Raw genomic sequence first — 22,608 nt, 5'->3', positions numbered from 1 at the left:
CCCTACGACTGCACGTAGTTTGCCGAATTGTGCTTCTTCATCACATCGTCGAAGCGACGGGCGAAAGCATCGTCGGCAAGCTTCTTGCGGCGCTGGATGTCGGCTGAAGCCACCATGTTCTTCTCATGCATCTCCAGCAGGTCACCGATGTGCTTTTGCGAGGCGGCGCCGATGCCGGCCATCGTCTCCTCGGCCGTGTTGTCGACCTGGCTGCCCAGCGTGTTGATCTTGTGGGCGACGTCTTGCTGGGCAGCGGTCTTCAGCGAATCTTCCAGCGCCTTGTAAAGGACGATGCGCTGCTCGGTGTCGATGGTCAGCTTGTTGATCAGCGTCGACTGCGCGGCGATCTGGTTGTTGAGCGAATCGACGAAAGTCTGGAACATCGAAGTGTAGCGCTCCAGCGTCTGGCTTTCGGCCAGCAGCTCCTGCTCCTTGGCCTGCTTTTCGTTGTATTCGGTCGCCATCTTCGAGCGCTCGCCCTCAAGCTCGGTGCGCTCCTTCTGGGTCGTGGAAGACGCGATCTTGTTTTCGATGTCGAGCAGCAGAGGGTTCAATTCCTCGATGCGCTTCTGCACCGCTTCGAGGTTGGACATGGTCGTCTTGCGGCGCTCGATCACCTGCGACAGGCTGGCTTCGGAGGTCTTGTAGCGCTGGTCGAGGATCTGCTTCTGCGCCTTCAAGATGCCGACGATAGTATCCGACTTCGCCAAAAGCTCCTGCAGATTGCCGGCCAGCGACATGTTGCGGACGCGGTCGGTGCGCATGCGCTGCTTGCGCTGCGCCGAAAAGACGCCGACGAAGTTTTCCCAGCCGGTGTAGTTCTTCATGCTTTCGAATTCGGCGCCGAAGACGTTGGTGGCGTCCTCGAGCCCGATGATCAGGTCGGCGATGTTGCCTTCCATGACCTTCTGCTGCTTGAGCACGTCCTCGATGCGGGCGTTCTCGATATCGAAATTGGCGTCGCCGATCTTCTTGTCGGCCTGGGCGAGCGTGTCGAGTACGGTGCCGGACTGCTCGATCTTGGTGCGCATGTCCTGAACGACCTGCTTGGTCTTGGCAATTTCGGCATCGAAATTCTGCAATGTCGCCATTGGGGCCTCCCGCTTGGGCATCCGTTTCCGTGTCGTGGCGGCGAATATATGTGGGGCTTCAAGGGATTGAAAGAAGGAAGACAAGGAGGGACGTCAAAACAAAAGAACTGGTTAGGTCCTTGAAAGACAAGGCAAGCATGCGCATGGCGGCCAGTAATGCTCGCCACCGTCGAACAGCTTCGCCTTATATGCCTAAGTTATTGTTTTCACGGACGGCCAAGGCGACGAAACAGCGCCGGCAAATCTCTTGCGCTACCCGTCGACCGGCAGCCTTCCGGCTCAGCGGCTGACAAAACCGATGAAGTCGTCGGGCGCTGCCCGGCCCATCTCCTCTTCCCAATGGCGACGGCAGAGCGAGACATAGACGTCCTTGCCGATCGCCACCTGCTCGCCCTGCCTCGCCACCTTGCCGTCGGGTCCCAGGCGCACCACCATCGTCGCCTTGCGGCCGCAACGGCAGATGGTGCGCACCTCGCGCAGGTCGTCGGCGATGGCAAGCAGCGCCCGCGAGCCGGGGAACAGATTGCCCTGGAAGTCGGTGCGCAGGCCGTAGCACATGACCGGAATGCCCAGACGGTCAGCAATGCGGGCGAGCTGCCAGACCTGCTCCTCCTCGAGGAACTGCGCCTCGTCGACGAAGACGCAATGCACCGGGGCATGCCGGTGATGCTCGGCGACCCTGGCATAAAGATCGTCGCCGTCACGGAACATCTCGGCCTCGGATTCGAGACCGATGCGCGAAGAGATCAACCCCCTGTCGCCCTTGCGATAGTGGCCGGCGACGAACAGCATCGTCGCCATGCCGCGTTCGCGATAATTGTAGGACGCCTGCAAAAGCATGGTGGTCTTGCCGGCGTTCATCGTCGCGTAGTGGAAGTAAAGCTTGGCCATGCCGTCCTTCTAAGCTCACATGTCGGCGCACGGGGAGGGGGCCCGGGGCTCCGTCCACCAAAAACTCCCTGCCGTCTAAAACTCGATGTCGTTCAAAAGCCTGTCATGTCGCTTAATGACCAGCGCGCGCCGTTCGTCGTGATGTTGAAGCGCTTGAAACAGCTTCAAAATGGTGTTTGGCTGACGAAACAAGGCGGGCGCAAGAACCGTGACTTCGCTTTGCCTCAAAGTTCCAATGGGAGAAAAGTTTATGTCGCGTATGAAATCATTCGTCGCAGGCCTCGGCCTGGCGGCGCTTCTGTCCACGACTGCCGCTTATGCCGGCGATCCGGCGAGCTGCAAGGCGGTCCGGCTCTCCGACGTCGGCTGGACCGACATCCAGGCCACCACGGGCCTGGCTTCGGTGCTGCTCACCGCGCTCGGCTATGAGCCGCAGGTGATACAGCTTTCGGTGCCGGTGACCTATGCGTCGTTGAAGAACAAGGACCTCGACGTCTTCCTCGGTAACTGGATGCCCTCGATGACCAACGACATCAAGGACTATACCGCCGACGGCTCGGTCGAGACCGTCAGCCAGAACCTCGCCGGCGCCGGCTACGGCATCGTCGTGCCGACCTATGTCGCGGATGCCGGCGTCAAGACGCTGACCGATCTCGGCAAGTTCAAGGACAAGTTCAACGGCAAGATCTATGGCATCGAGGCCGGCAATGACGGCAACCGCATCATCCTCGACATGATCAAGAACCCGGCCGACAACCTTGCCGGCTTCGAACTGGTCGAATCCTCGGAAGCCGGCATGCTGACGCAGGCCGAGCAGTCGATGAAGAACAATGAATGGATCGCCTTCCTCGGCTGGACGCCGCATCCGGTGATGGGCGCCATGAAGATCACCTATCTCGGCGGCATGGGCGACAGCGGCTTCGGCGCCGCCACCGTCTCGACCAATGTCCGCAAGGGCTACATGACCGAGTGCCCGAATGCCGGCAAGTTCATCGCCAATTTGAAGTTCAATCTCGACATGGAAGGCGAGATGATGGACGCCATCCTCAAGGGCGGCGACCCGCAGACGGTCGCCACTGACTGGCTGAAGAAGCATCCGGATGCGGTGACGCCGTGGATCGCCGGCGTCACCACCTTCGATGGCGGCGACGCTGCCGCGGCCGTCAAGACCGCGCTCGGGGGCTGATCCGCTTGGGACCGGCATGATTTCCGGAAAAGGGCAGCCCTTGAAGAGGCTGCCCTTTTTCATATGCCTGGAGACGTGAGAGGATGACCGCGCGGCAAGCGCGGCGAAGCCGAGAGGGGAAAGATGGATCCGATTTCTAAATTCCTGACCGACTACAAAATTCCGATCGGGCCATGGGGCAAGGCTTTCTTCGGTTTCCTGACCGACAATTTCGACACCATCTTCCGCGCATTTTCAAACGGTCTGAATTTCATCCTGGATGGAGCAGTGAGCCTCCTGCTCATGGTGCCGCCGGTTTTTTTGGCCCTGGTCATCGCGATCATCGCCTGGCTCTTGCAGCGTTCGCGGCCGCTCGCCATCGGCGTTTTCCTCGGCCTGATCTTCATCATCAACCAGAATCTGTGGAAGCAGACGGTGCAGACGCTGGTGCTGGTGGTTGCGGCCGCCGCCATGGCGATGGCGATCGGCGTGCCGCTCGGTATCTGGGCCGCGCACAAGCCGAAGGTCTACCGCGTCATGCTGCCGGTGCTCGACCTGATGCAGACGCTGCCGACCTTCGTCTACCTGATACCGGTGCTCACCCTGTTCGGGCTCGGCAATGCGCCCGGCCTCATCGTCACCATCATCTTCGTCATCCCGACGGCCGTTCGGCTCACCCATCTCGGCGTCGTTTCGGTGCCCAAGGCAATCATCGAGGCGGGCGAGGCGTTCGGCGCCACCAAGCGCCAGCTTCTGTGGAAGGTGGAGCTGCCTTCGGCGTTGCCGACCATCATGGCGGGTCTGACGCAGTCGATCATGCTGTCGCTCTCGATGGTGGTGTTCGCCGCCCTGATCGGCGCAGGCGGCCTCGGCACGGAAATCAACCGGGCGCTCGGCTCGCGCCGCATCGATCTCGGGCTTGAGGCGGGCCTCGCGATCGTCGTGCTCGCCATCGTGCTCGACCGCATGACCCGCATCGGCGTTGGAGGTAAGAAATGACCGTCGCGGTTGATTTCAAGAATGTAGACATCGTCTTCGGCGCCGATCAGGCCGGTTCGCTGGCGCTGATCGATCAGGGCGCCACCCGTGCCGAGATCCTCGAAAAGACCGGCAATGTGCTCGGATGCGCCGACGCCAGCCTCACCGTGCACGAAGGCGAGATCTCGGTGTTGATGGGCCTGTCCGGTTCCGGCAAGTCGACGCTGCTGCGGGCCGTCAACCGGCTCAACGTCGTGTCGCGCGGCCAGGTGCTGGTCAAGGACGGCGACCGCATCGTCGATGTCGTCACCTGCGATGAGCCGACCTTGCGGCGGCTGCGGCAGAAGCAGGTGGCCATGGTGTTCCAGCAGTTCGGCCTGTTGCCGTGGCGCACGGTCGAGGAAAATGTCGGCTTCGGCCTTGAGCTTGCCGGCGTGCCGGAAGCCGAGCGCAAGGCGCGGGTGCAGAAGCAGCTGCAGCTTGTCCACCTCGACCAGTGGTCGAAGAAATATGCGCATGAGCTTTCCGGCGGCATGCAGCAGCGCGTCGGTCTCGCCCGGGCCTTTGCCACCGAGGCGCCGATCCTTTTGATGGACGAGCCGTTCTCGGCGCTGGACCCGCTGATCCGCACCAAGCTGCAGGACGAATTGCTGCAGTTGCAGGCGGAACTCAAGAAGACCATCATCTTCGTCAGCCACGACCTCGAGGAAGCGCTGAAGATCGGCAGCCACATCACGATCATGGAGGGCGGTCGCATCGTGCAGACCGGCGCGCCGGAAGACATCGTGCTCAGGCCCACCAACGACTATGTCCGCGACTTCATTGCCAATGTGAATCCGCTGTCGGTGCTGACGGCGTGGAACGTGATGCGGGACCGCCGCGACCTGGAGCAGGGCGACAATGGCTGGGTGTGGCTCGACCGGCGCAAGACGACGCGCTTCAAGATCGACGAGCATGGCCTTGTGGCGGCAGCCGAACGCGATGGCAAGCCGGCGGTGTGGGTCTCCTGTGCCGATGTCGAGCGCCAGCCGGAAGAAGGGGCGCAGGTGTTCTGGGCCAATCCCGGCACGCCGCTGAAGACGGTGATGCTCGCCATGCACCGCTCGCAGACGGCTCCGGTGGCTCTGTTCGACGAGGGCTCGCGTTTCGTCGGCGCGATCGGCATCCGCGATGTGCTGAGCGCTGTGCTGAGGCGCTGAGGTTCGGTTTTTAGAACAAGCATTGGGTGGCCCGCTGGCGGGCACCTCCAGCTTGTTTTAAACTCACTCGGCAGTCGGGCTACAAGCGGCTGTAGCAAGGAGCCGCAAGATGATCTTCCGTCAGCTCTTCGATTCCGTTTCGGGTACCTACTCCTATCTGCTCGCCAGCCGGCGCGGCGGCGAGGCGTTGATCATCGATCCGGTGCTGGAAAAGGTCGAACGCTATCTGCAGCTCGTTAATGAGCTCGACCTCAGGCTGGTCAAAGCGGTGGACACGCACCTCCATGCCGACCATATCACTGGCCTCGGCGCGCTGCGCGACAAGACGCATTGCGTGACCGTCATGGGCGAGCAGACCAAGGCCGACGTGGTGTCGATGCGGCTTGCCGATGGCGACAAGCTCGGTATCGAAGGGCTGGCGCTCGACGTCATCTACACGCCCGGCCATACCGACGATTCCTACAGCTTTGTCCTGCCCGACCGGGTCTTCACCGGCGACACACTGCTCATTCGCGGCACCGGCCGCACCGACTTCCAGAACGGCGATCCGCGCCAGCAATATGAATCGATCTTCGGCCGCCTGCTCAAGCTGCCCGATGAGACGCTGATCTTCCCGGCACATGACTATAAGGGCGAGACCGTGTCGACGATCGGCGAGGAAAAGGCCTTCAACCCGCGCCTGCAAGTGAAGTCGGTCGACGAGTATGTGAACATCATGAACAATCTCAATTTGTCCAACCCGAAAATGATGGATGTGGCCGTGCCGGCCAATATGCGGGTCGGTCTGCATCAGGACGACATCGCCAGCCGCGGCTGGGCGGTGAGCGCGGAGCAGGCGCTGGCGCTGGTCGGACGGCCCGACGTGGCGCTGATCGACCTGCGCGAGCAGTCCGAACGCGAGCGCCACGGCGTCATTCCCGGCGCGATCCATCTGCCCTATGCGCGGCTGCAGGAAAACATCGCCGCCGGCGGCATGCTGCATGAGCTGGCGAAGTCGACCAGCAAACAGATCCTGTTCTATTGCGCCTTCGGTGAGCGTTCGGCGATGGCGGTGCAAGCAGCGCAGGATGTCGGGATTGCCAGCGCCCGCCATATCCAGGGCGGCATCGACGCCTGGCGGAAGGCCAGCGGCCCGCTGATGCACTGAGGTGTGTTGATATTCAGGTAATGCCGGCCTGCAAACGGCCGGCCGCTCAATCCAGCCCGATCAGCTTGGCGCCGTTCCGGAACAGGGCTTCACCGTCCCGGTCGAAGCGGAATGTGGCTATGAAATCGTCGGCGCGATAGTTCGGCAAGGTGTTGCGGATCGTCGCGGCGAAGGTGCGCGCCTCGTCCTGCCGGCCGGCCAGCGCCAGGCAATGGGCGGCGATCGCCAGGATGATGACATGGGCGTTTGGCCTTGCGGCCGCCTTCAGCGCCCATTCGGCCGCCGCTTCGAATTCGCCGAGCCGCGCATGCGCCATGGCGCGCGCGCCCATCATGCCGAACAGCAGCGGATCGAAGGGGCTGAGATGACGCGAATGGTCAGATGAGCCGATCGCTGATTGCGGGTCGCCCGACTGCGAATGGACGAAGGACAGCGCGTAATGGCCGAGCGCGAAATTGGGGCTGAGATCGACGGCGCTCGCCAGTTCCAACAGCGAGCTGTCCTGCTCGCCGCGCAGCCATAGCGCGCGGCCCATCGCCCAGTGGGCGGCTGGGTTACGGTCGTCGACCAGCAGGCTCTGGCCGGCGCTTTCGAAGGCAAGCGCGGCCTCGCGGTCGCGGTCGCCCCAGCGCTGGAAAGCGTTCTGCCAGTGGGTGAAGGACATGCCGGCATAGGCGCGTGCGAAAGTAGGATCGAGCTTCAACGCCTCGCCGAAGAAATGCTGCGCCAGCTCGTTTTCCTGGCGGGTGAAGCGATACATGTGCCAAAGGCCGCGATGGTAAGCCTCCCAGGCATTGAGCGAGTTTGGCGCTTTCAGCAATGCACGATTGCGCTCCACCGTCGCGATCTCGGCGGCGATGGAGGAAACGATGCTGTTGCCGATATCCTCGATGACGATGAAGATGTCGTCGGGCTTGTGCTCGAAGGTCTCTGCCCAGACGATCCTTGCCGTGCGGACCTCGACAAGCTCGACCGACACGATGAATCGGCCCGGCAAAGCCCGCACCGAGGCCGTCGCGACATAGTCGACATTCAGCCTGCGTCCGGCGTCGTCCGGCGCAATGTTCCTCTCGGCGAGCGCGAAGACCGAGCCTCGGGCGATGACGAAAAAATCGCGAAGCTTGGCAAGCCGCGTGATGATGTCATGCGTGAGGCCGTCGGCCAGGCCGCCGCGGAAGCCGCCAGTGCCGGCGCTCTCCGCAAACGGCATCACCGCGAGCGAAGCCCGGCGCGTCGCCGCGGGTTCGGATTCGATCGCGGCGACCGGCAAGTCCGGGGGCGGGAAAGCCGGCCCGGATCGGGCGCATGGCGTTGCGCCGGCGTTCCGGGCTCTTATCTCCTGCCACGCCTCGCGCAATGGCGTGAAATCCAGCTCTTCCGAATGGAACAGCTCCGCCGCGGTGGCAAGATGCTCTTCGCCGGCGCCGATCTGTCCGCGCCGTGCCAGATTTTCCAGCAGCGCCACATGTGCGCGGCCGTCGAAGGGTGCAAGCTCCAGCCATTTGTCGATATAGGGGCCGGCCTCATCGGCTCCCTGTGGGATAAGGCCGATAACGTGTTCCAGGACCGCGACATGGCATGTGCTGAAACGGCGGCGCTGCGCCGTCAGCCAACTGCCGAAATGCGGGCTGCGATCGAGTTCCAGGCCATCAAGGAAGTTGCCGGCGAATAGTAGCGCAAGTGTCCGCAGGCGGTCGAGGCCAAGTGTCTCGATCCCGCCCGCCACCGCGGCAGCTGCCTCGACGGCATCGACGCTCACATCGCCGAGGCGAAGCGCCACGGTGTCGCCTTCCGTTTCTATCCGGCGCAAGCCCGGTTCGTCGAGCGCGGCACGCAGCTTACTCAGGCACCAGCGCAGCTCGCCGCGCGGATCGTTGGGCACGTCCCAGAGAAGTTCGCAAAGGCGGCTGCGGCTGACCGGATGGGGCGCCAGCGCCAGATAGGCCAGCAGCGCGCGCAGCTTGCGTGACGATGGCAACACCACAGGAACATCGTTGCGCATGATCGCAAGCGGGCCGAGCAGCCTGATTGAAAGGCGGGCTGCCATGCCTTTCAGAGTCGACCGAACGGATTCCACGTCCGTTTCCACGCTCGCTCCCACGTCGAACAGTTGGTCCATGTTCTATCACCAAACACGACAGGGCGCATCCGGCGGCGAACTTTCGAGCCGGACGCGGCCTTTGCCGAATTGCCGGCAAGTCACTCGCAACTAACGCGGCAAGGTGTCGAAACCGCGCCGCCCAATCCGCCGGTTTGTAACCGGCGCGTGAGATTTCGAGGAGAAAGCCCATGTTGCATCAGTTGAAAATCAGGACCACGGCCGGGCGCGGCCGTCTGTTCGACACCATTCTCGATACGGTCGGCGACACGCCGGTCATCCGCATCAACAATCTCGGGCCGGGTCACGCTACGATCTATGTGAAGGCCGAGTTCTTCAATCCGGCGGCCTCGGTGAAGGACCGGCTGGCCCTCAACATCATCGAGGAAGGCGAGCGCAGCGGTAAGCTCAAGCCTGGCCAGACCGTCGTCGAGGCGACGAGCGGCAACACCGGTATCGGCCTTGCCATGGTTTGCGCGCAGAAAGGTTACCCATTGGTGGTGACGATGGCCGACAGCTTCTCCATCGAGCGCCGCAAGCTGATGCGCATGCTTGGCGCCAAGGTGGTGCTGACGCCGCGCGCCCAAAAGGGCTTCGGCATGTACAAGAAGGCGGTCGAGCTGGCCGAGGCCAATGGCTGGTTCCTGGCGCGCCAGTTCGAGACCGAGGCCAATGCCGCCATCCACGAGGCAACCACCGGCCGCGAGATCGTCAATGATTTCGCCGGGTCGCGTCTCGACGTGCTTGTTACTGGCTACGGCACCGGCGGCACGGTGGCCGGCGTCGGCCGGGTGCTGCGCCGCGAGCGGCCGGAGGTGAAGATCGTGCTGGCCGAGCCGGCGAACGCGCAGCTGATCGGCAGCGGCAAGGCCCAGGAGCGCGACGCCGGCGGCGCGCCGGCCGCCAGCCATCCGGCCTTCGAGCCGCATCCGATCCAGGGCTGGACGCCCGACTTCATCCCCAATGTGCTGCAGGAAGCGATCGACCAGCGCTACTATGACGAGGTGGTGCCGATCTCCGGTCCCGAAGGCATCAAATGGGCGAAGGCGCTGGCGCGGCAGGAGGGCATCTTCACCGGCATTTCCGGCGGCGCCACCTTCGCCGTGGCGCGGCAGATCGCGGGCAAGGCCCCAGCCGGCTCGGTGATCCTGTGCATGCTGCCCGACACCGGTGAGCGCTATATGTCGAGCCCGCTCTTCGACGGCATCGAAGCCGAGATGGACGCCGAGGAGACGGCGCTGTCGCGCTCGACGCCGAGCTGCCAGTTCGAAGGCTGAAGATAGAAACGCGACGCCGCCGTGATTTGGCGGCGTCGCCATTGTTGCGCATGCACATGCCGGCGGGAGATATGGATGGACAGCCTTCAGGAAGCGGCGGCCGCGGACGAAACGCTCGATCCGCCGGACTGGACCGAGGTGGAAGCGCTCTCGCACCGGATCGTCGACGACGCCATTGCCTATCTCAAAGATGTCCGGGAGCGCCCGGTCTGGCGCGAGATGCCGGCTGAAGTGCGCTCATTCTTCTCGGCGCCGTTGCCGCGATCTCCGGCGCCCGCGGCCGACGTATATGACGACGTCGCCCGTAACCTCATGCCTTATCCGATGGGCAACATCCATCCGCGTTTCTGGTCCTGGTATATGGGATCCAGCAACTTCACCGGCGCGCTCGGCGACTTCCTGGCCGCGATCCAGGGTTCCAATCTCGGCGGCGGCAACCATGCCGCCGGATTGATGGACAAGCAGGTCGTCAACTGGATGAAGGAGATGGTGGGCTTTCCCGCCTCGGCCAGCGGCACGCTGGTCAGCGGCGGCTCGATGGCCAACATCATCGGCCTGACCGTGGCGCGCAACGTCAAGGCCGGCGTCGACGTGCGCGAGCGGGGCGTCGGCGCCATGCCGAAGCCGTTGCGCTACTACGCCTCGGACCAGGTCCATTCCTGTCACCGCAAGGCCGTGGAGGCGCTCGGCCTCGGCAATCGGGCGCTGCGGCGGATCTCGACTGATGCCGGCCTGCGCATTGACATCGCCGCGCTCAAGGCGGCAATCGCGGAGGATCGCGAGGCGGGCTTCAGGCCGGCCTGCGTGATCGGCACCGCTGGCACGGTCAACACCGGCGCGGTCGACGACCTGCAGGCGCTGGCGAGCGTCGCGGCCGAAGAAGACCTCTGGTTCCATGTCGACGGCTGCATCGGCGCGCTGATCGCGATCGCGCCTGAGAACCGATCGCTCGTCGCAGGCATCGAACAGGCGGATTCGATCGCGCTCGATCCGCATAAGTGGCTGCACGCGCCGTTCGAAGCCGGCTGCGCCCTGGTGCGGGACGCATCCCAGCACCGCAATACGTTTGCCGTCACGCCGGAATATCTGGAATCGACGCCGCGGGGCCTGGCGTCCGGAGAGTGGCTGCACGATTACGGACTTCAAACATCGCGCGGCTTCCGCGCGCTCAAGATCTGGATGGCGCTGAAGGAGCATGGCGTCGAGAAGTTCGGCCGCCTGATCGATCAGAACATCGCCCAGGCACGCCACCTCACCCGGCTGATCGAGGCGGAGCCGGCGCTCGAACTGATGTCGCCGACCATCATCAACATCGTCAGCTTCCGCCACCGGCTGGATGGCGCGTCGGAGGAAAAGCTCAAGGCGTTCAACACCGAGATCATGCTGAGACTTCAGGAAGAGGGCATCGCGGTCTTGTCCGACACCACGGTGCAGGGCCGGCATTGCCTGAGAGTGGCAATCGCCAATCACCGCACCCGCCGCGACGATCTCGACTTGTTGGTCAGCGAGGTGCTCCGGCTGGGACAGGAAATCGCGGCCGCGACACCGGTCTGAAGCATGCCCGGGAAGCTGTCTCAGCTTACTCTCAGCGTGGCGCCGGGCAGATAGAGCATGATCGGCCGGATCTCGTAGACGGCGGTGGGGTTGACGCGCTTGAGATCGCGCGCCGCGGCGATCGCTTCGTCCTGGGTCGCGCAGTCGAGGACATAGAGGCCGAGCAATTGCTCCTTGGTTTCGGCGAAGGGGCCGTCAATGACCATGCCGTCGCCGGGACCGCGCAGCGTCACCGCCTTTGCCGTGACGTCAAGCCTCGCCGCCGGCCCGAGCTTGCCCTCGCGCGTCAGCCTGTCGTTGAGCTCGAGCAGGTCTTTCATCAGCGCCGCATCCTCGTCGGGCGACCAGGACTGCACGGTGTCTTCCACGTGATAGGCCAGGACGGCGTAGAACATGGGCGGATTTCCCTCGTAACCAGGTGGGCCGCACTATCACAAGGATGGCTCGACTGATCCAGTGGCGCCGGTGGAGGACAAAGCCCACTCCTGACTCAAGTTGCCAACGGCAGCCGTAGCTCCGTCAACAAGCCGCCACCAGGGTAGTTGGAAAGATTGACCTCGCCGCCGGCGCCGCGCGCGATATTGCGGGCGATGGTCAGGCCGAGACCGAGGCCGCCGGTGGTGCGGTTGCGCGATTCCTCCAGCCGCACGAAGGAGCCGAACACCGCATCCAGCTTCGCCTGCGGGATGCCGGGGCCTTCGTCGCGGATCGACAGCGTGATCATGTCGCCCGATCGGCGCACGCCCAGATGCGCCTTCTTGCCGTAAGTCACCGCGTTCTGGATGAGATTGGTGACGCAGCGGCGCAGCGCTACCGGCCGCGCGATGCAGATCAGGCCGCGCGAAGGGACCACGTCTTCGTCGAAGGACGCGCCGTCGAAGGAGTCCGCCACCGATTCCACCAGCGACCAGAAATCGATCCGCTCGGCCTTTTCCTCGGTCACCTCGAATTTGGCGAAGTCGATGACGGAGCTGGCGATGCTTTCGATATCGGCGAGGTCGTGCGCGAGCGCCTCGCGCGCCGACGACTTGCGCAGCAGTTCAAGGCGCAGGCGCATGCGCGTCAGCGGCGTGCGCAGATCATGCGCCAGCGCCGCCGCGAGGTGCTCGCGATCCTCGACATAATCGCGCAGCCGCATCTGCATGGCATTGATCGCCTTCGCGGCGGCACGGATCTCGCGGCTGCCGCTTTCGGCGATCGGCGGGCTTTTCAGGTCGTTGCCGATGCGCTTCACCGCCGTTTCCATCATCCGGTAGGGCGCGGTCAACCGGCGCAGGGACCAGATCGACATGATGACGATCAAACCGGCGATCAGCGAGTAGAGCGGCAGGCTGTCGACGCTCAGTATCGGTCCCGCCGGCGTGATCGGCTCGGTGAAATTCAGCCATTGCCCGTCGGAAAAGCGCAGCGAGGCGGTCAGCTTGTCGCTCTGCGCGAAATCCGCGGCCAGAACCAGCAGGTCGCGCTCGACCTGGCCGACATCCTTGTTCACCGCCTGGCCGTCCGGGACGTCGGCCTCCTGGGTGGCCGGATCGCGCCGCACGCGCGCGTCGGTGACGCCGAATTTCGACAGGCGGCCGACCAGGATGTCCTCAAGCTCGGCCAGCTCGTCGTCGCCGGCGATCGAAGAGGTGACGGCGGGCGTGTCCGAAACCGTCAGCGCATAGGTCGAGTTGAACAGGCCGGACGCGATTGCCTTGCGCTCTTCGGGCGGGGCGTCATGCAACAGCTGCACCAGCGAGTAGGCGCGGTCGTTCAGCCGGTAGAGATCGACGATGCTGTTGGCGGCGGCGCGGTCGCGCGCCACGATGTAGAGCGTCGTCACCTGGCTGATCATGAGCCCGGCAATGACGATCAGCAGCACCCAGACTGGCAGGGTCTGCGGCAGGAAGCGTCTCATTCGGACGTGGTCTCGGGCAGGAACTGATAGCCGCCGCTGCGCACAGTCAGAATCAGTTTGGGCGTCTTCGGGTCGTCTTCCATCTTGCGGCGCAAGCGGCTCACCAGGATATCGACGCTGCGGTCGAAGCTGTAGCCGGTGTCGCCGCCGGACAGCTCGATCAGCTGCTCGCGGGTAAGCACGCGCTGCGCGCTTTTGACGAAGGTCTGCAGCAGGTTGAACTCGGCCATCGTCAGCTCCACCCGCACGTCGTCGGGCGCCGTCAGGCGGCGCCGCGCGCAGTCCATGGTCCAGCCGGCAAAGCGGTAGACCTGCTTGGTGGTGGGGCGACGCGGCTCGGCGCTGCCGTTGCGCCTCAGCACGGCGCGGATGCGGGCCAGAAGCTCGCGCGGATCGAAGGGCTTGGGCACGTAGTCGTCGGCGCCCATTTCGAGGCCCACGACGCGATCGGTCGTTTCCGTCACCGCGGTCAGCATGATGATGGGCGTGGTGTAATTGGCGCGAAGCTCGCGGCAAAGCTCAAGCCCGCTTTTGCCGGGCAGCATCACGTCGAGAATGATCAGATCCACCGGCGTGCGGCGCAGGACCGCTTCCATCTCGGTGCCGTCGCCGGCCACCGTGGTGTGCAGGCCGCGCTTCTGGAAGAACTCCTGCAGCAGGTCGCGTATGCCCTTGTCGTCGTCGACGATCAGTATGTGCGCATCGGATTTCACTCGAAACCTATCGTTCTTTGCCGGACGTTCTTCGCGAAACACCCACACGATAGAATTCGGGCCACATCTTGGCCAGTGGCCGCGATCGCGCGCTGCGCGGATTCCCCAGAAACAATCCGGAAACAAAATTCTACAGTTGGGAAAAACTCGTGAAAAATTTCAAGGGCATAACCGGTGCCGTGGCGGTCAGGTCATCGGCTGCGACGCAAGTTTCCGGAGTAACGGACAAGACCAATGCAGAGGTTCTGGATCAGCGTGATGGGTGCTTTGCTCAGCATATCACTCATCACAGCCGCGGCCGGCGCCTCCACCGCGAAAGTCGCCCCGCTCACCCGGACCGAGCGTTGCACCAATCTGAGCCGTCAGGTTGACGAAGCCCTCGAAACCCATGCCGCGGCAACGCAGGTCACCGCGGCGAAAGCACTGCAAAGAAAGGGAAACCGGTTCTGCGCCAACAAGAAACAGGCACAGGGAATCCGGACGCTCGCAAACGCTTTGAAGCTGCTTGGAGTGACGCCGATCGATCCCGTTCAGTGACGCTCATCCAGATCTGCAAGAAAAGGAAATGAAGCCATGAAGAAGTCCATCCTCTCCGCCCTCGGCCTCGGTGTTGCTCTCGCGTTCGCGATGCCGGCTCTCGGCAACGCCCAGACGACGACCACCGCTCCGGCTGCTTCGACGACGACCACCACGACCGCTCCGGCCGACGCCACCGCCAAGCCGGCGAAGAAAGTCGTCAAGAAGACGGCCAAGAAGCACAAGAAGGTCGTCAAGAAGGCCGACAAGAAGGACGCCCCGAAGACCTGATCCGGGGCTTCGGCATCATCTTGCAAATTGCAAAGCCGTTCCGGCCATTTCGGCCGGAGCGGCTTACGCACGGAAGCCTCCCAACCGGCAGCTTTCCGCTGCGCCTGGCGCGACCTTTAACCTGATTGCAATGCCGGTGCAGTAGGACAATCCGCATGAAGAAGCGGTTTTCGTCCCTGATGCGTTCGCTCACACTCGGCGGCCTGATCGCCACGGCGGCCGCGCGGTCGTTGATGATCTTTACCGCAAGCCCCGTGCCGGATCCGGCCAGCGGCAGGACCGAGCCTGAGCTGTTCGCTCCGCTGATCTCTTCGAGCTTCGACTACATCACGCCGGCGCAGTCGTGGATTTTGCTCGTGCTGGCCGGCGTGACGATGATCGGCTTTGTCGCTTGGATGTTCTTCGCACTCCTGGAGCGCGGATCAGGCGGCCCCGACAGGTCGCGCACGGCCGGGCGGCAGGGCCGTTGACCGGCAGGGAACGCTTCCCCACATAGAGTTTTCATCGCATTGGCCCTGTTGCCGCTGCGCAGGCAAATAGACGTGCGCGTTCCTGCGTGACAAAGTGAAAATGAAAACCCAGTTCATCGCTGGTGGATTCCGATGCCCGAAACCGTCCTCAACCCCCGCACCAAGACGCAGCCGAAAACCGAGCGGCCGAAGCTCTACAAGGTCATCCTCGTCAATGACGATTTCACGCCGCGCGAATTCGTGGTGACGGTGCTCAAGGGAGAGTTCAAGCTCAGCGAGGACCAGGCGCACCGCGTCATGATCACCGCGCATACGCGCGGCGTGTGCGTCGTCGCGGTGTTTACGCGCGACGTCGCCGAGACCAAGGCGGCGCGCGCAACCGATGCCGGCAAGGCCAAGGGCTACCCGCTGCTGTTCACGACCGAGCCGGAAGAATAGGGCAGGGCGCTTCTCTCACAAGGGAAGAAGGAAGAGGTGGCGTCACCGTCCTTCGCGATACCACATCGAGCCGATGGCGAGCAGCAAGAGGCCGAGGCCGAGGAAGCCGCCGAACAGCGGCACGCGCGACACGGCCTTGAGCGTGCTATCATCGGTCGTGCGCAGGCCTATCCAATCGTCGCCCGAAGCGGCCGCTGAGGAGCGGACCGGCACGATCGACGGCAGGGTCACGCCGCCGGCGAGATTGGCGAGCGTCGACGACGGCGCCAGCCGCCGTACGCTGCCGCCGGTCGCCTCGGCCGGCGCTTTCAGCCTGTTCTCGGTCGAAACCACGTCGGAGAATTCCGGCGCGTTGACCGGACCGACATGGGCAAGCGCGGTGAGATCGCCATTGCCGATCTGGTAAAGGCCGATCTCGCTGGTCAGCAGGCTTCCGGTGAAAATGCCGGGCTCGGCCTTCTCGAGCTTCACCGTCACGGTCTTGCCGGACGGCGTGATCACCTGGGCGGGACCCGGATCGTCGCTCATCGTCTGGCGGCGGATTTCGAGCACCATGCCGCGGCCGTCGGCGGTCAGCCGCTCCTCCTCCAGCTCAGGCTCCTTCATCAGCCAATGGGCAATGCGCCGGTAGAGCTGGACATGCGGTCCGCCGCCTTCGAAGCCGCGCGCCCACAGCCAGCCCTGGTCTGACAAGAGCATACCGACCCGGCCTTCACCCTTGCGGTCGAGCAGGAGCAAGGGCCGGTTGTCGGCGCCCTTCATCACCACTTCGCCTTCCGGGTTCTTGACGCCGATGGTGCGGAACCAGCGGCTCCAATGTGGCGGCTCGCTTGCCGAGCCGTCGAGCCCGCGCGTCACCGGATGGCGCTGGCCGAGATCGGTCAGGCGCGGATAGAAGGCCTTGTCCACCACTTCGCCGGTCGGCATGGCCGGCAGCGCGGCGTTGAGCGGCGTGCGGGCAATGGAGTTTTCGCCGGCATATTCGGGGCCGGCGGCAATCAGCAGCGCACCGCCTTTTTCGACATATTCGGAGATGTAATCGTAATAGAGGATCGGCAGCACGTCGCGGTGCTGGTAGCGGTCGAAGATGATCAGGTCGAAATCCTTGATCTTCTCGACGAACAGCTCGCGCGTCGGGAAAGCGATCAGCGACAATTCGTTGATCGGCGTACCGTCCTGCTTTTCCGGCGGGCGCAGGATGGTGAAATGGACGAGATCGACCGACGCGTCCGACTTCAAAAGGTTGCGCCAGGTGCGCTCGCCGGCATGCGGCTCGCCGGAGACCAAGAGCACGCGCAGATTCTCGCGGATGCCGTCGACCAGGGCAATCGCCCGGTTGTTGGCGTCGGTCAGTTCGCTGGGCTCCCGGTCGATGCCGAGCTGGACGATGTTGCGGCCGGCGTTGGGTATCGTGACCGAGAGCTTCATCGGTTGGCCGACGGTCGCGTGCTCGACCGAGACCTGCTCGCCATTGACCGAGACGCGCACGTCCACAGGCGCGCCGTCTCCTTCCGTCGAAATGACGCGGTAGGTCATGTCGAGCGGCTTGCCGACGAGACCGAAGCGCGGCGCGTTCTCGAAACGGATGCGGCGGTCCTTCTCATGCTCATTGCCGGTGATCAGCGCGTGCAGCGGCGCGTTGAACTCCGGCGCGCCGGCAGGCGCATCATGCACCTCGCCGTCGGTGATCATGACGGCACCGCCGATGCGCGACGGCGGCACGTCGCGGAAGACGCCTTCCAGCGCGCTGAACAGCCTGGTTTCGGTGCGATCGTCGGCGGCTTCGGACTTGCCGGCCTCGACGACACGGACATCGAACTGCTTGAAGCGGGCAAGACGCTGCTGCAGGCCGGCCAGCGCTTCGTCGGTCTGCTTGGTGCGGTCGCCGATGTCCTGGCTCTGGCTGCGGTCGACGACAAGAGCGACGACGCTCTTCAGCGCCTCGCGCTCCTCGGCGAGGAAAACGGGATTGAGCAATGAAGCGGCAAGCGCGAGCAGCGCAATGAAGCGCAATGCCGATCCGCGCTGGCGGAACCACAGGCCGACCAGAGCCAGCAAGAGCAAGGGCACGAAGAGCAGGCCGAAGAGCGGCCAGGAGAGAAGCGGTTCGAACGAGATAGACCAGTTCATGATCTACTGCCCCAGCCGTTCGAGCAGCACCGGCACATGCACCTGATCGGATTTGTAGTTGCCGGTCAGCATATACATCATGATGTTGACGCCGGCACGCAGCGCGTAGATGCGCTGCATCGGATCCGGCGGCACGGTCGGCAGCATCGGATCGCCGTTCTCGTCGGTCGCCCAGGCGCCGGCGAAATCATTGGCGGTGATCATGATCGGCGAGACGCCGTCGCCGGTGCGCACGGGGCGGTTCTCGGTGTTGCTGGCGTCGAGCGAGGCCTCGACCCAGAGCGGGCTGCCGTTGAAACGGCCGGGGAATTCCGGAAGGATGAAGAAGGACTTGGTCAGCACGTGGTCCGACGGCACCGGCTCCAGTGGCGGCACGTTGAGATTACCCAGGATGTCGCGCAGCCGCTCGGTCGCCGGGCTTGCCGAGCCGGCGCCAATGCCGTTGGAAAACTGGTCCCGCGTGTCGAACAGTACCGTGCCGCCCTGCTGCATATAGGCGTCGATGCGGGCGATCGCCGCCTGGCTGGGCATGGGCGCCGTCGCATCGATCGGCCAATAGATCAGCGGGAAGAAGGATAGTTCGTCCTTGGCGATGTCGACGCCGGCCGGCGGGCCGGGCTCGAGCGCGGTCTTCTCGACCAGGAAACGGGTGAGGCCCTCGAGGCCGGCGCGGCTGATCGAATCGACGCCCGGCTCGCCGGTGATGACATAAGCGATGCGGGTTTTCGAAATGTCTTCGATCGCCTGGGTGTCGCCGGGCTTGGAATCGTCGGCGCGGGCAAGATCGGCATGGCCGAAGAGGCCGCCCAGCACGACCAGAACGGCCGCGGCGGTCGCCGCCGTGCCGGCGCGGCGCGGCCGGCGCGCCAGCAGACCGCCCATCCCGAACACGGCCAAAGTGTCGAGCACCATCAACAGGAGCGCGATGGCGACCAGCGGGCCCTTCAGGTTCTCCGATTCATCGAAGGCATAGGGGATGGCTGTCACCGGCAGCGAAACCTGCGGACGGACCAGCGGCGTGAACGTGCTCGACGCATCGAGCAGATTATGCGCGAAGACGCCCGTTTCGGAGCCGTAAAGGCCGGGCGGATTCTCCAGCGTCACCGGCAGCGGACCGGCGCCGGGCACCAGCGGCCGGGCATCCGGTGAGGGCGGCGTCAGCATGCCGTCGGCGCTGATCATGCGGTAGGGCGCGAGCGATGCGGCGGTGGCCTCGGCATTGGCGATCGCGGCGCCCTGGTTGCGCGACAGCTGCACGACGCGTCTCAGCATTTCGACGAAGCTGCCGGAGATCGGCAGGTTCGACCAGGTCGCCTCGGGCGTGACATGAAAGAGCACCAGCGTGCCCTTGTCCTTCTTCATGCCCGTCACCAGCGGCGTGCCGTCGGCGAGCGTGGCCCAGGTGCGCTCGACGATGTCGGGCGTCGGCTCGGCCAGAACCTGCCGGCTCACCGTCACCTCGGAGGGCGGCGAAAGATCGGCGAAGGGACCGTTCTTCGGGAATTCGGTCACCGCCTGCGGCGTCGTCCAGGACAGCGCGCCGCCCAGCGCGCGCTCGCCGCTGCGCAGCCTGACCGGCAAAAGGTCGTCGTCATTGCCGGCCGCGGCAAGACGGGGACCGGCAAAGCGCACCAGCGTGCCGCCCTTGTCGACCCAGTCGACCAGCCGCTGCTTGACCTGCGCCGGGATGGTGCCGACATCGGCCATGATGATCATCGCCGGCTTCTGGTCGAGAAGCTGCGGAATGGCGTCGGCCAGATCGGCGCTCGACGGCTCGACCAGGTCGGCGAACGGCTGCAGGGCGCGGCGGATGTAATAGAGCGGCGACAGAAGCGGCTGCGCCTGGTCGGCCTCGGCCTGCGACAGAAGGCCGACGCGGCGGCGTTTGGAGCTCTCGTCCAGCACGCGCACGGCGCCGGCCTGGCGCTCGCCGTCGAGCGCGATCGAAGCGAAATCGTTGCGCAGTTCGAAGGGGACCGCCATTGTTCCCGTGGCGGTGGCTTCGCCCGGCGCGAAGGTCAGCGTCGCATCGGCGATGCGGCGGCCCTTGTCGTCGAAGGCGCCAGCGGTGACCTGCGCCGGCGCCGGATTGCCGGGCGCGCGAATGGCGGTCAAAGCGAAACCGTCGACCTGATTCTCGGCGCCGATCAGGCCGGTCACGGAGGGCCGGTCGGACGTGGCCCAGACCAGCCGTGTCGCATTCTTTTCGAGCAGCGTCCTGAAAGCGGCTTCGTCGCCTTTGGCGGCAAGCCCATCGGCGAGCACCACGACGCTGGCGCCCGGCAGGCGCTCCAACGCGGCGGCGACGCGGGCGTAGACGGCGGGCCTGTCGGTAGGAATCGGCCGCGGCTTGGCGGCACGCAGGTGATCGAGCGCGGCCGAGGCGTCGAAAGGGCCGATCTCGGCATTGGGCTTCTCGGCGGTGAAGGCGATCACGACCGGCACGCCGTTCGAGCCGGCGTCGGCGATCAGCCGCTCGGCGGTGGCCACGCGCTTGTTCCAGTCGGCGGCGCTCGCCCAGCCATTGTCGACGACAAGCGCCAGGGCGGCACCTTCCGCCGGCAGTTTTTCGCGCGGATTGAAGACCGGCTCGCCCAGCGCCATCACGATGAGCGCCGCCATCAGCAAACGAAGCAGCGTCAGCCACCACGGGCTTTGCTGCGGGGTTTCTTCGCGCCTCAGGACCCGGGCGAGAATTCTCAGCGGCGGGAAAACCTCCATCTGCGGCCTGGGCGGGGTGAAGCGCAGCAGCCACCAGATCACCGGCAGCGCCAGAAGGCCCCACAGCACCATGGGCGCCCCGAAGGAAAGCGGCAGCCAACTCATGCGACCGCCTTTCCGAAATTGGTGCCGTCGGCGGTCATGGCCAAGTGGACACGAACCAGCGCCTCAGAGGCGAGGCGGTCGGTGTGGTTGACGGTGTAGCTCCAGCCGAGACGCTTGCACCAGGCGGCCAGTTCCTCGCGGCGGGCCCGGTATAGCAGGCGATATTCCTCGGCCAGCATCTCGGCGCGGCCGGCGGTCAGCTTGTCGCCGGTCTCGGGATCGGTGAACTCGGTGCGGCCGGCATAGGGGAAGGTTTCCTCCGCCGGATCGGCCACCTCGATCAGATGCGCGCGCACGCCGTGGCGGGCGAGCACGTCGAGCCAAGCCATGGTTTCCTCGACCGGATCGAGAAAATCGCTGACCAGCACGATGTCGCAGAAGCGGCGGATGGCCGACAGATCCGGCTTGGCGGGAAGCGCAACGGCATGGCTCAGCTGGGCGGCGATACGCTCGGCGCCACTGCGGGCGGTGAACGGGTCGGTCAGGCCCGGCCAGGCGATGCGCTCGCCGCTGCGCGACAGAAGCTCGGCCAAGGCGAGCGCCAGCACCAGCGCGCGCGATTCCTTGGAAACGCTTGCCGCGGCGGATTTGTAGAGCATCGAAGGCGAGGGGTCGGCCCAGAGCCAGACGGTGTGCGCGGCTTCCCATTCACGGTCGCGCACATAGGTATGGTCATCTCTCGCCGAGCGGCGCCAGTCGATGCGCGAGGAATCCCCTTCGACATAAGGCCGGAACTGCCAGAAATTCTCGCCGATGCCGCGCTTGCGGCGGCCATGCCAGCCGGCGATCACCGTATTGACGATACGGCGCGCCTCGACCAGCAGGTCCGGCACCAGTGAAGCCCGCAACCGGCCACGGGCGAGCGCGTCGCGCGTCGCAACCGGTGCCTGGACCTCGCCTATTCGACCCATCAGATGCCTTTTGCCAGCTTCGCCACCACGTCACGCACGGAAGTGCCTTCGGCGCGGGCGGCGAAAGTCAGCGCCATGCGATGCTGCAGCACCGGTTCGGCCAAGGCGCGAACGTCGTCGACCGAAGGCGCCAACCTGCCATCATATAGGGCGCGGGCGCGGGCGCACAGGGTCAGCGCCTGGCTGGCGCGGGGGCCCGGCCCCCAGGCGACGTGCTTGTCGGTCTCGGCATTGCCCTGGCCTGGCCGGGCCGAACGCACCAGTTTGAGGATCGCCTCGACGACGCTTTCCGGCACCGGCATGCGACGGATCAGCGTCTGGATTTCCCTGAGCCTGGCCGGCTGCAGCACGTTGTCGGCCTTTGCCTCGTCGACGCCGGTCGTTTCGAGCAGGATGCGGCGTTCCGCCTCGATCTCCGGATAGAGAATGTCGACTTGCATCAGGAAACGGTCGAGCTGGGCCTCAGGGAGCGGATAGGTGCCTTCCTGCTCCAGCGGGTTCTGCGTGGCCAGCACATGGAAGGGCGAGGGCAGGTCGTGGCGGGCTCCGGCGATGGTGACATGATATTCCTGCATCGCCTGCAGCAGCGCCGACTGCGTGCGCGGCGAGGCGCGGTTGATCTCGTCCGCCATCAGCAATTGCGTGAAGATCGGCCCGGAAATGAAGCGGAAGGACCGCTTGCCGAACTCGTCCTGCTCCATCACCTCGGAGCCGAGGATGTCCGACGGCATCAGGTCGGGCGTGAACTGGACGCGGCGCGAATCGAGGCCAAGCACGATGCCCAATGTCTCGACCAGCTTGGTCTTGGCGAGACCCGGCACACCGACCAGCAGCGCATGGCCGCCCGCCAGAAGCGCCACCAGTGCGCGCTCGACGACGGCTTCCTGGCCGAAGATCACCCGGCCGACCGCGTCGCGGACCCTGGAGATGTCGGCCAGCGCCTTTTCGGCTTCCTCGATCATCGCTTTTTCGCTGATCGGGCTCTCCTTGATCATCACGCTCATGCCGTTCGA

General features: G+C 64.7%; 20 protein-coding genes. 10 read left to right on the top strand and 10 right to left on the bottom strand.

Features of this window, described 5'->3' with window-relative positions:
* Positions 1-2 precede the first annotated feature (2 nt).
* Both LB553_RS23970 and LB553_RS23965 read right to left on the bottom strand, forming a co-directional pair.
* Entirely contained in the window at positions 3-1,091 is a 1,089-nt protein-coding gene (locus tag LB553_RS23970; RefSeq protein ID WP_224516759.1) for a hypothetical protein, read from the bottom strand.
* A 279-nt stretch (positions 1,092-1,370) separates the two neighbouring features.
* A complete protein-coding gene (locus tag LB553_RS23965) occupies positions 1,371-1,982 on the bottom strand; it encodes a thymidine kinase (protein ID WP_224516758.1) in 612 nt (203 codons plus the stop codon).
* 250 nt (positions 1,983-2,232) lie between these two features.
* Between LB553_RS23965 and LB553_RS23960 the strand changes: the two genes are divergently transcribed.
* The 4 genes from LB553_RS23960 to LB553_RS23945 all read left to right on the top strand — a co-directional run bounded on the left by LB553_RS23960 (position 2,233) and on the right by LB553_RS23945 (position 6,471).
* A complete protein-coding gene (locus tag LB553_RS23960; RefSeq protein ID WP_224516757.1) occupies positions 2,233-3,168 on the top strand; it encodes a choline ABC transporter substrate-binding protein in 936 nt (311 codons plus the stop codon).
* A 123-nt stretch (positions 3,169-3,291) separates the two neighbouring features.
* Complete coding sequence (gene choW, locus LB553_RS23955; RefSeq protein WP_224516756.1) at positions 3,292-4,146, top strand: choline ABC transporter permease subunit; 855 nt, start codon at positions 3,292-3,294, stop codon at positions 4,144-4,146.
* Complete coding sequence (gene choV, locus LB553_RS23950) at positions 4,143-5,324, top strand: choline ABC transporter ATP-binding protein (RefSeq protein WP_224516755.1); 1,182 nt, start codon at positions 4,143-4,145, stop codon at positions 5,322-5,324. The genes choW and choV overlap by 4 nt, the downstream gene beginning before the upstream one ends.
* 109 nt (positions 5,325-5,433) lie before the next feature.
* Positions 5,434-6,471, top strand: coding sequence for an MBL fold metallo-hydrolase (locus tag LB553_RS23945; protein ID WP_224516754.1), 1,038 nt, complete (start codon positions 5,434-5,436; stop codon positions 6,469-6,471).
* A 46-nt stretch (positions 6,472-6,517) separates the two neighbouring features.
* On the opposite strand, the gene LB553_RS23940 is transcribed toward LB553_RS23945, so the two are convergent.
* Entirely contained in the window at positions 6,518-8,518 is a 2,001-nt protein-coding gene (locus LB553_RS23940) for a transcriptional regulator (RefSeq protein ID WP_224516769.1), read from the bottom strand.
* Between the two features lie 242 nt (positions 8,519-8,760).
* On the opposite strand from LB553_RS23940, the gene LB553_RS23935 reads away from it, so the two are divergent.
* The gene (locus tag LB553_RS23935) at positions 8,761-9,846 is read left to right on the top strand and encodes a PLP-dependent cysteine synthase family protein (protein WP_224516753.1); all 1,086 of its coding nucleotides are present in this window, start codon (positions 8,761-8,763) and stop codon (positions 9,844-9,846) included.
* 75 nt (positions 9,847-9,921) lie between these two features.
* Positions 9,922-11,400: a pyridoxal phosphate-dependent decarboxylase family protein gene (locus tag LB553_RS23930; RefSeq protein WP_224516752.1), complete on the top strand. Its 1,479-nt coding sequence runs from the start codon at positions 9,922-9,924 to the stop codon at positions 11,398-11,400.
* A gap of 20 nt (positions 11,401-11,420) precedes the next feature.
* On the opposite strand, the gene LB553_RS23925 is transcribed toward LB553_RS23930, so the two are convergent.
* From LB553_RS23925 to LB553_RS23915, 3 genes are all read right to left on the bottom strand, one after another.
* The gene (locus tag LB553_RS23925; protein ID WP_224516751.1) at positions 11,421-11,795 is read right to left on the bottom strand and encodes a YciI family protein; all 375 of its coding nucleotides are present in this window, start codon (positions 11,793-11,795) and stop codon (positions 11,421-11,423) included.
* 95 nt (positions 11,796-11,890) lie between these two features.
* Positions 11,891-13,300: an ATP-binding protein gene (locus LB553_RS23920; RefSeq protein ID WP_224516750.1), complete on the bottom strand. Its 1,410-nt coding sequence runs from the start codon at positions 13,298-13,300 to the stop codon at positions 11,891-11,893.
* A complete protein-coding gene (locus LB553_RS23915; RefSeq protein ID WP_224516749.1) occupies positions 13,297-14,013 on the bottom strand; it encodes a response regulator in 717 nt (238 codons plus the stop codon). The genes LB553_RS23920 and LB553_RS23915 overlap by 4 nt, the downstream gene beginning before the upstream one ends.
* 234 nt (positions 14,014-14,247) lie before the next feature.
* On the opposite strand from LB553_RS23915, the gene LB553_RS23910 reads away from it, so the two are divergent.
* The 4 genes from LB553_RS23910 (at position 14,248) to clpS (ending at position 15,728) form a co-directional block, all read left to right on the top strand.
* The gene (locus tag LB553_RS23910) at positions 14,248-14,550 is read left to right on the top strand and encodes a hypothetical protein (RefSeq protein WP_224516748.1); all 303 of its coding nucleotides are present in this window, start codon (positions 14,248-14,250) and stop codon (positions 14,548-14,550) included.
* Between the two features lie 36 nt (positions 14,551-14,586).
* Positions 14,587-14,820: a hypothetical protein gene (locus LB553_RS23905; protein ID WP_224516747.1), complete on the top strand. Its 234-nt coding sequence runs from the start codon at positions 14,587-14,589 to the stop codon at positions 14,818-14,820.
* A gap of 155 nt (positions 14,821-14,975) precedes the next feature.
* Positions 14,976-15,290, top strand: coding sequence for a hypothetical protein (locus LB553_RS23900; RefSeq protein ID WP_224516746.1), 315 nt, complete (start codon positions 14,976-14,978; stop codon positions 15,288-15,290).
* Between the two features lie 132 nt (positions 15,291-15,422).
* A complete protein-coding gene (clpS, locus tag LB553_RS23895) occupies positions 15,423-15,728 on the top strand; it encodes an ATP-dependent Clp protease adapter ClpS (protein WP_224516745.1) in 306 nt (101 codons plus the stop codon).
* Between the two features lie 42 nt (positions 15,729-15,770).
* On the opposite strand, the gene LB553_RS23890 is transcribed toward clpS, so the two are convergent.
* The 4 genes from LB553_RS23890 to LB553_RS23875 are packed head-to-tail and all read right to left on the bottom strand — an operon-like array spanning position 15,771 to position 22,599.
* Positions 15,771-17,858 carry a hypothetical protein gene (locus tag LB553_RS23890; RefSeq protein WP_224516744.1) on the bottom strand — a complete coding sequence of 696 codons (2,088 nt, stop codon included), beginning with the start codon at positions 17,856-17,858 and terminating at the stop codon, positions 15,771-15,773.
* Between the two features lie 3 nt (positions 17,859-17,861).
* Positions 17,862-20,684, bottom strand: a complete 2,823-nt coding sequence (locus LB553_RS23885) for a DUF4159 domain-containing protein (protein WP_224516743.1) — start codon at positions 20,682-20,684, stop codon at positions 17,862-17,864.
* Positions 20,681-21,595 (bottom strand): DUF58 domain-containing protein, encoded by a 915-nt coding sequence (locus LB553_RS23880; protein ID WP_224516742.1) that lies wholly within the window; start codon positions 21,593-21,595, stop codon positions 20,681-20,683. The genes LB553_RS23885 and LB553_RS23880 overlap by 4 nt, the downstream gene beginning before the upstream one ends.
* Complete coding sequence (locus LB553_RS23875; protein WP_224516741.1) at positions 21,595-22,599, bottom strand: AAA family ATPase; 1,005 nt, start codon at positions 22,597-22,599, stop codon at positions 21,595-21,597. The genes LB553_RS23880 and LB553_RS23875 overlap by 1 nt, the downstream gene beginning before the upstream one ends.
* Positions 22,600-22,608: the final 9 nt, after the last annotated feature.

It is taken from the genome of Mesorhizobium sp. CA8 (assembly GCF_020164955.1).
In the GTDB taxonomy this organism is placed as follows: domain Bacteria; phylum Pseudomonadota; class Alphaproteobacteria; order Rhizobiales; family Rhizobiaceae; genus Mesorhizobium.
Note: the sequence above shows the minus strand (reverse complement) of the source record. Positions and strands in the feature narration are given on the sequence as shown.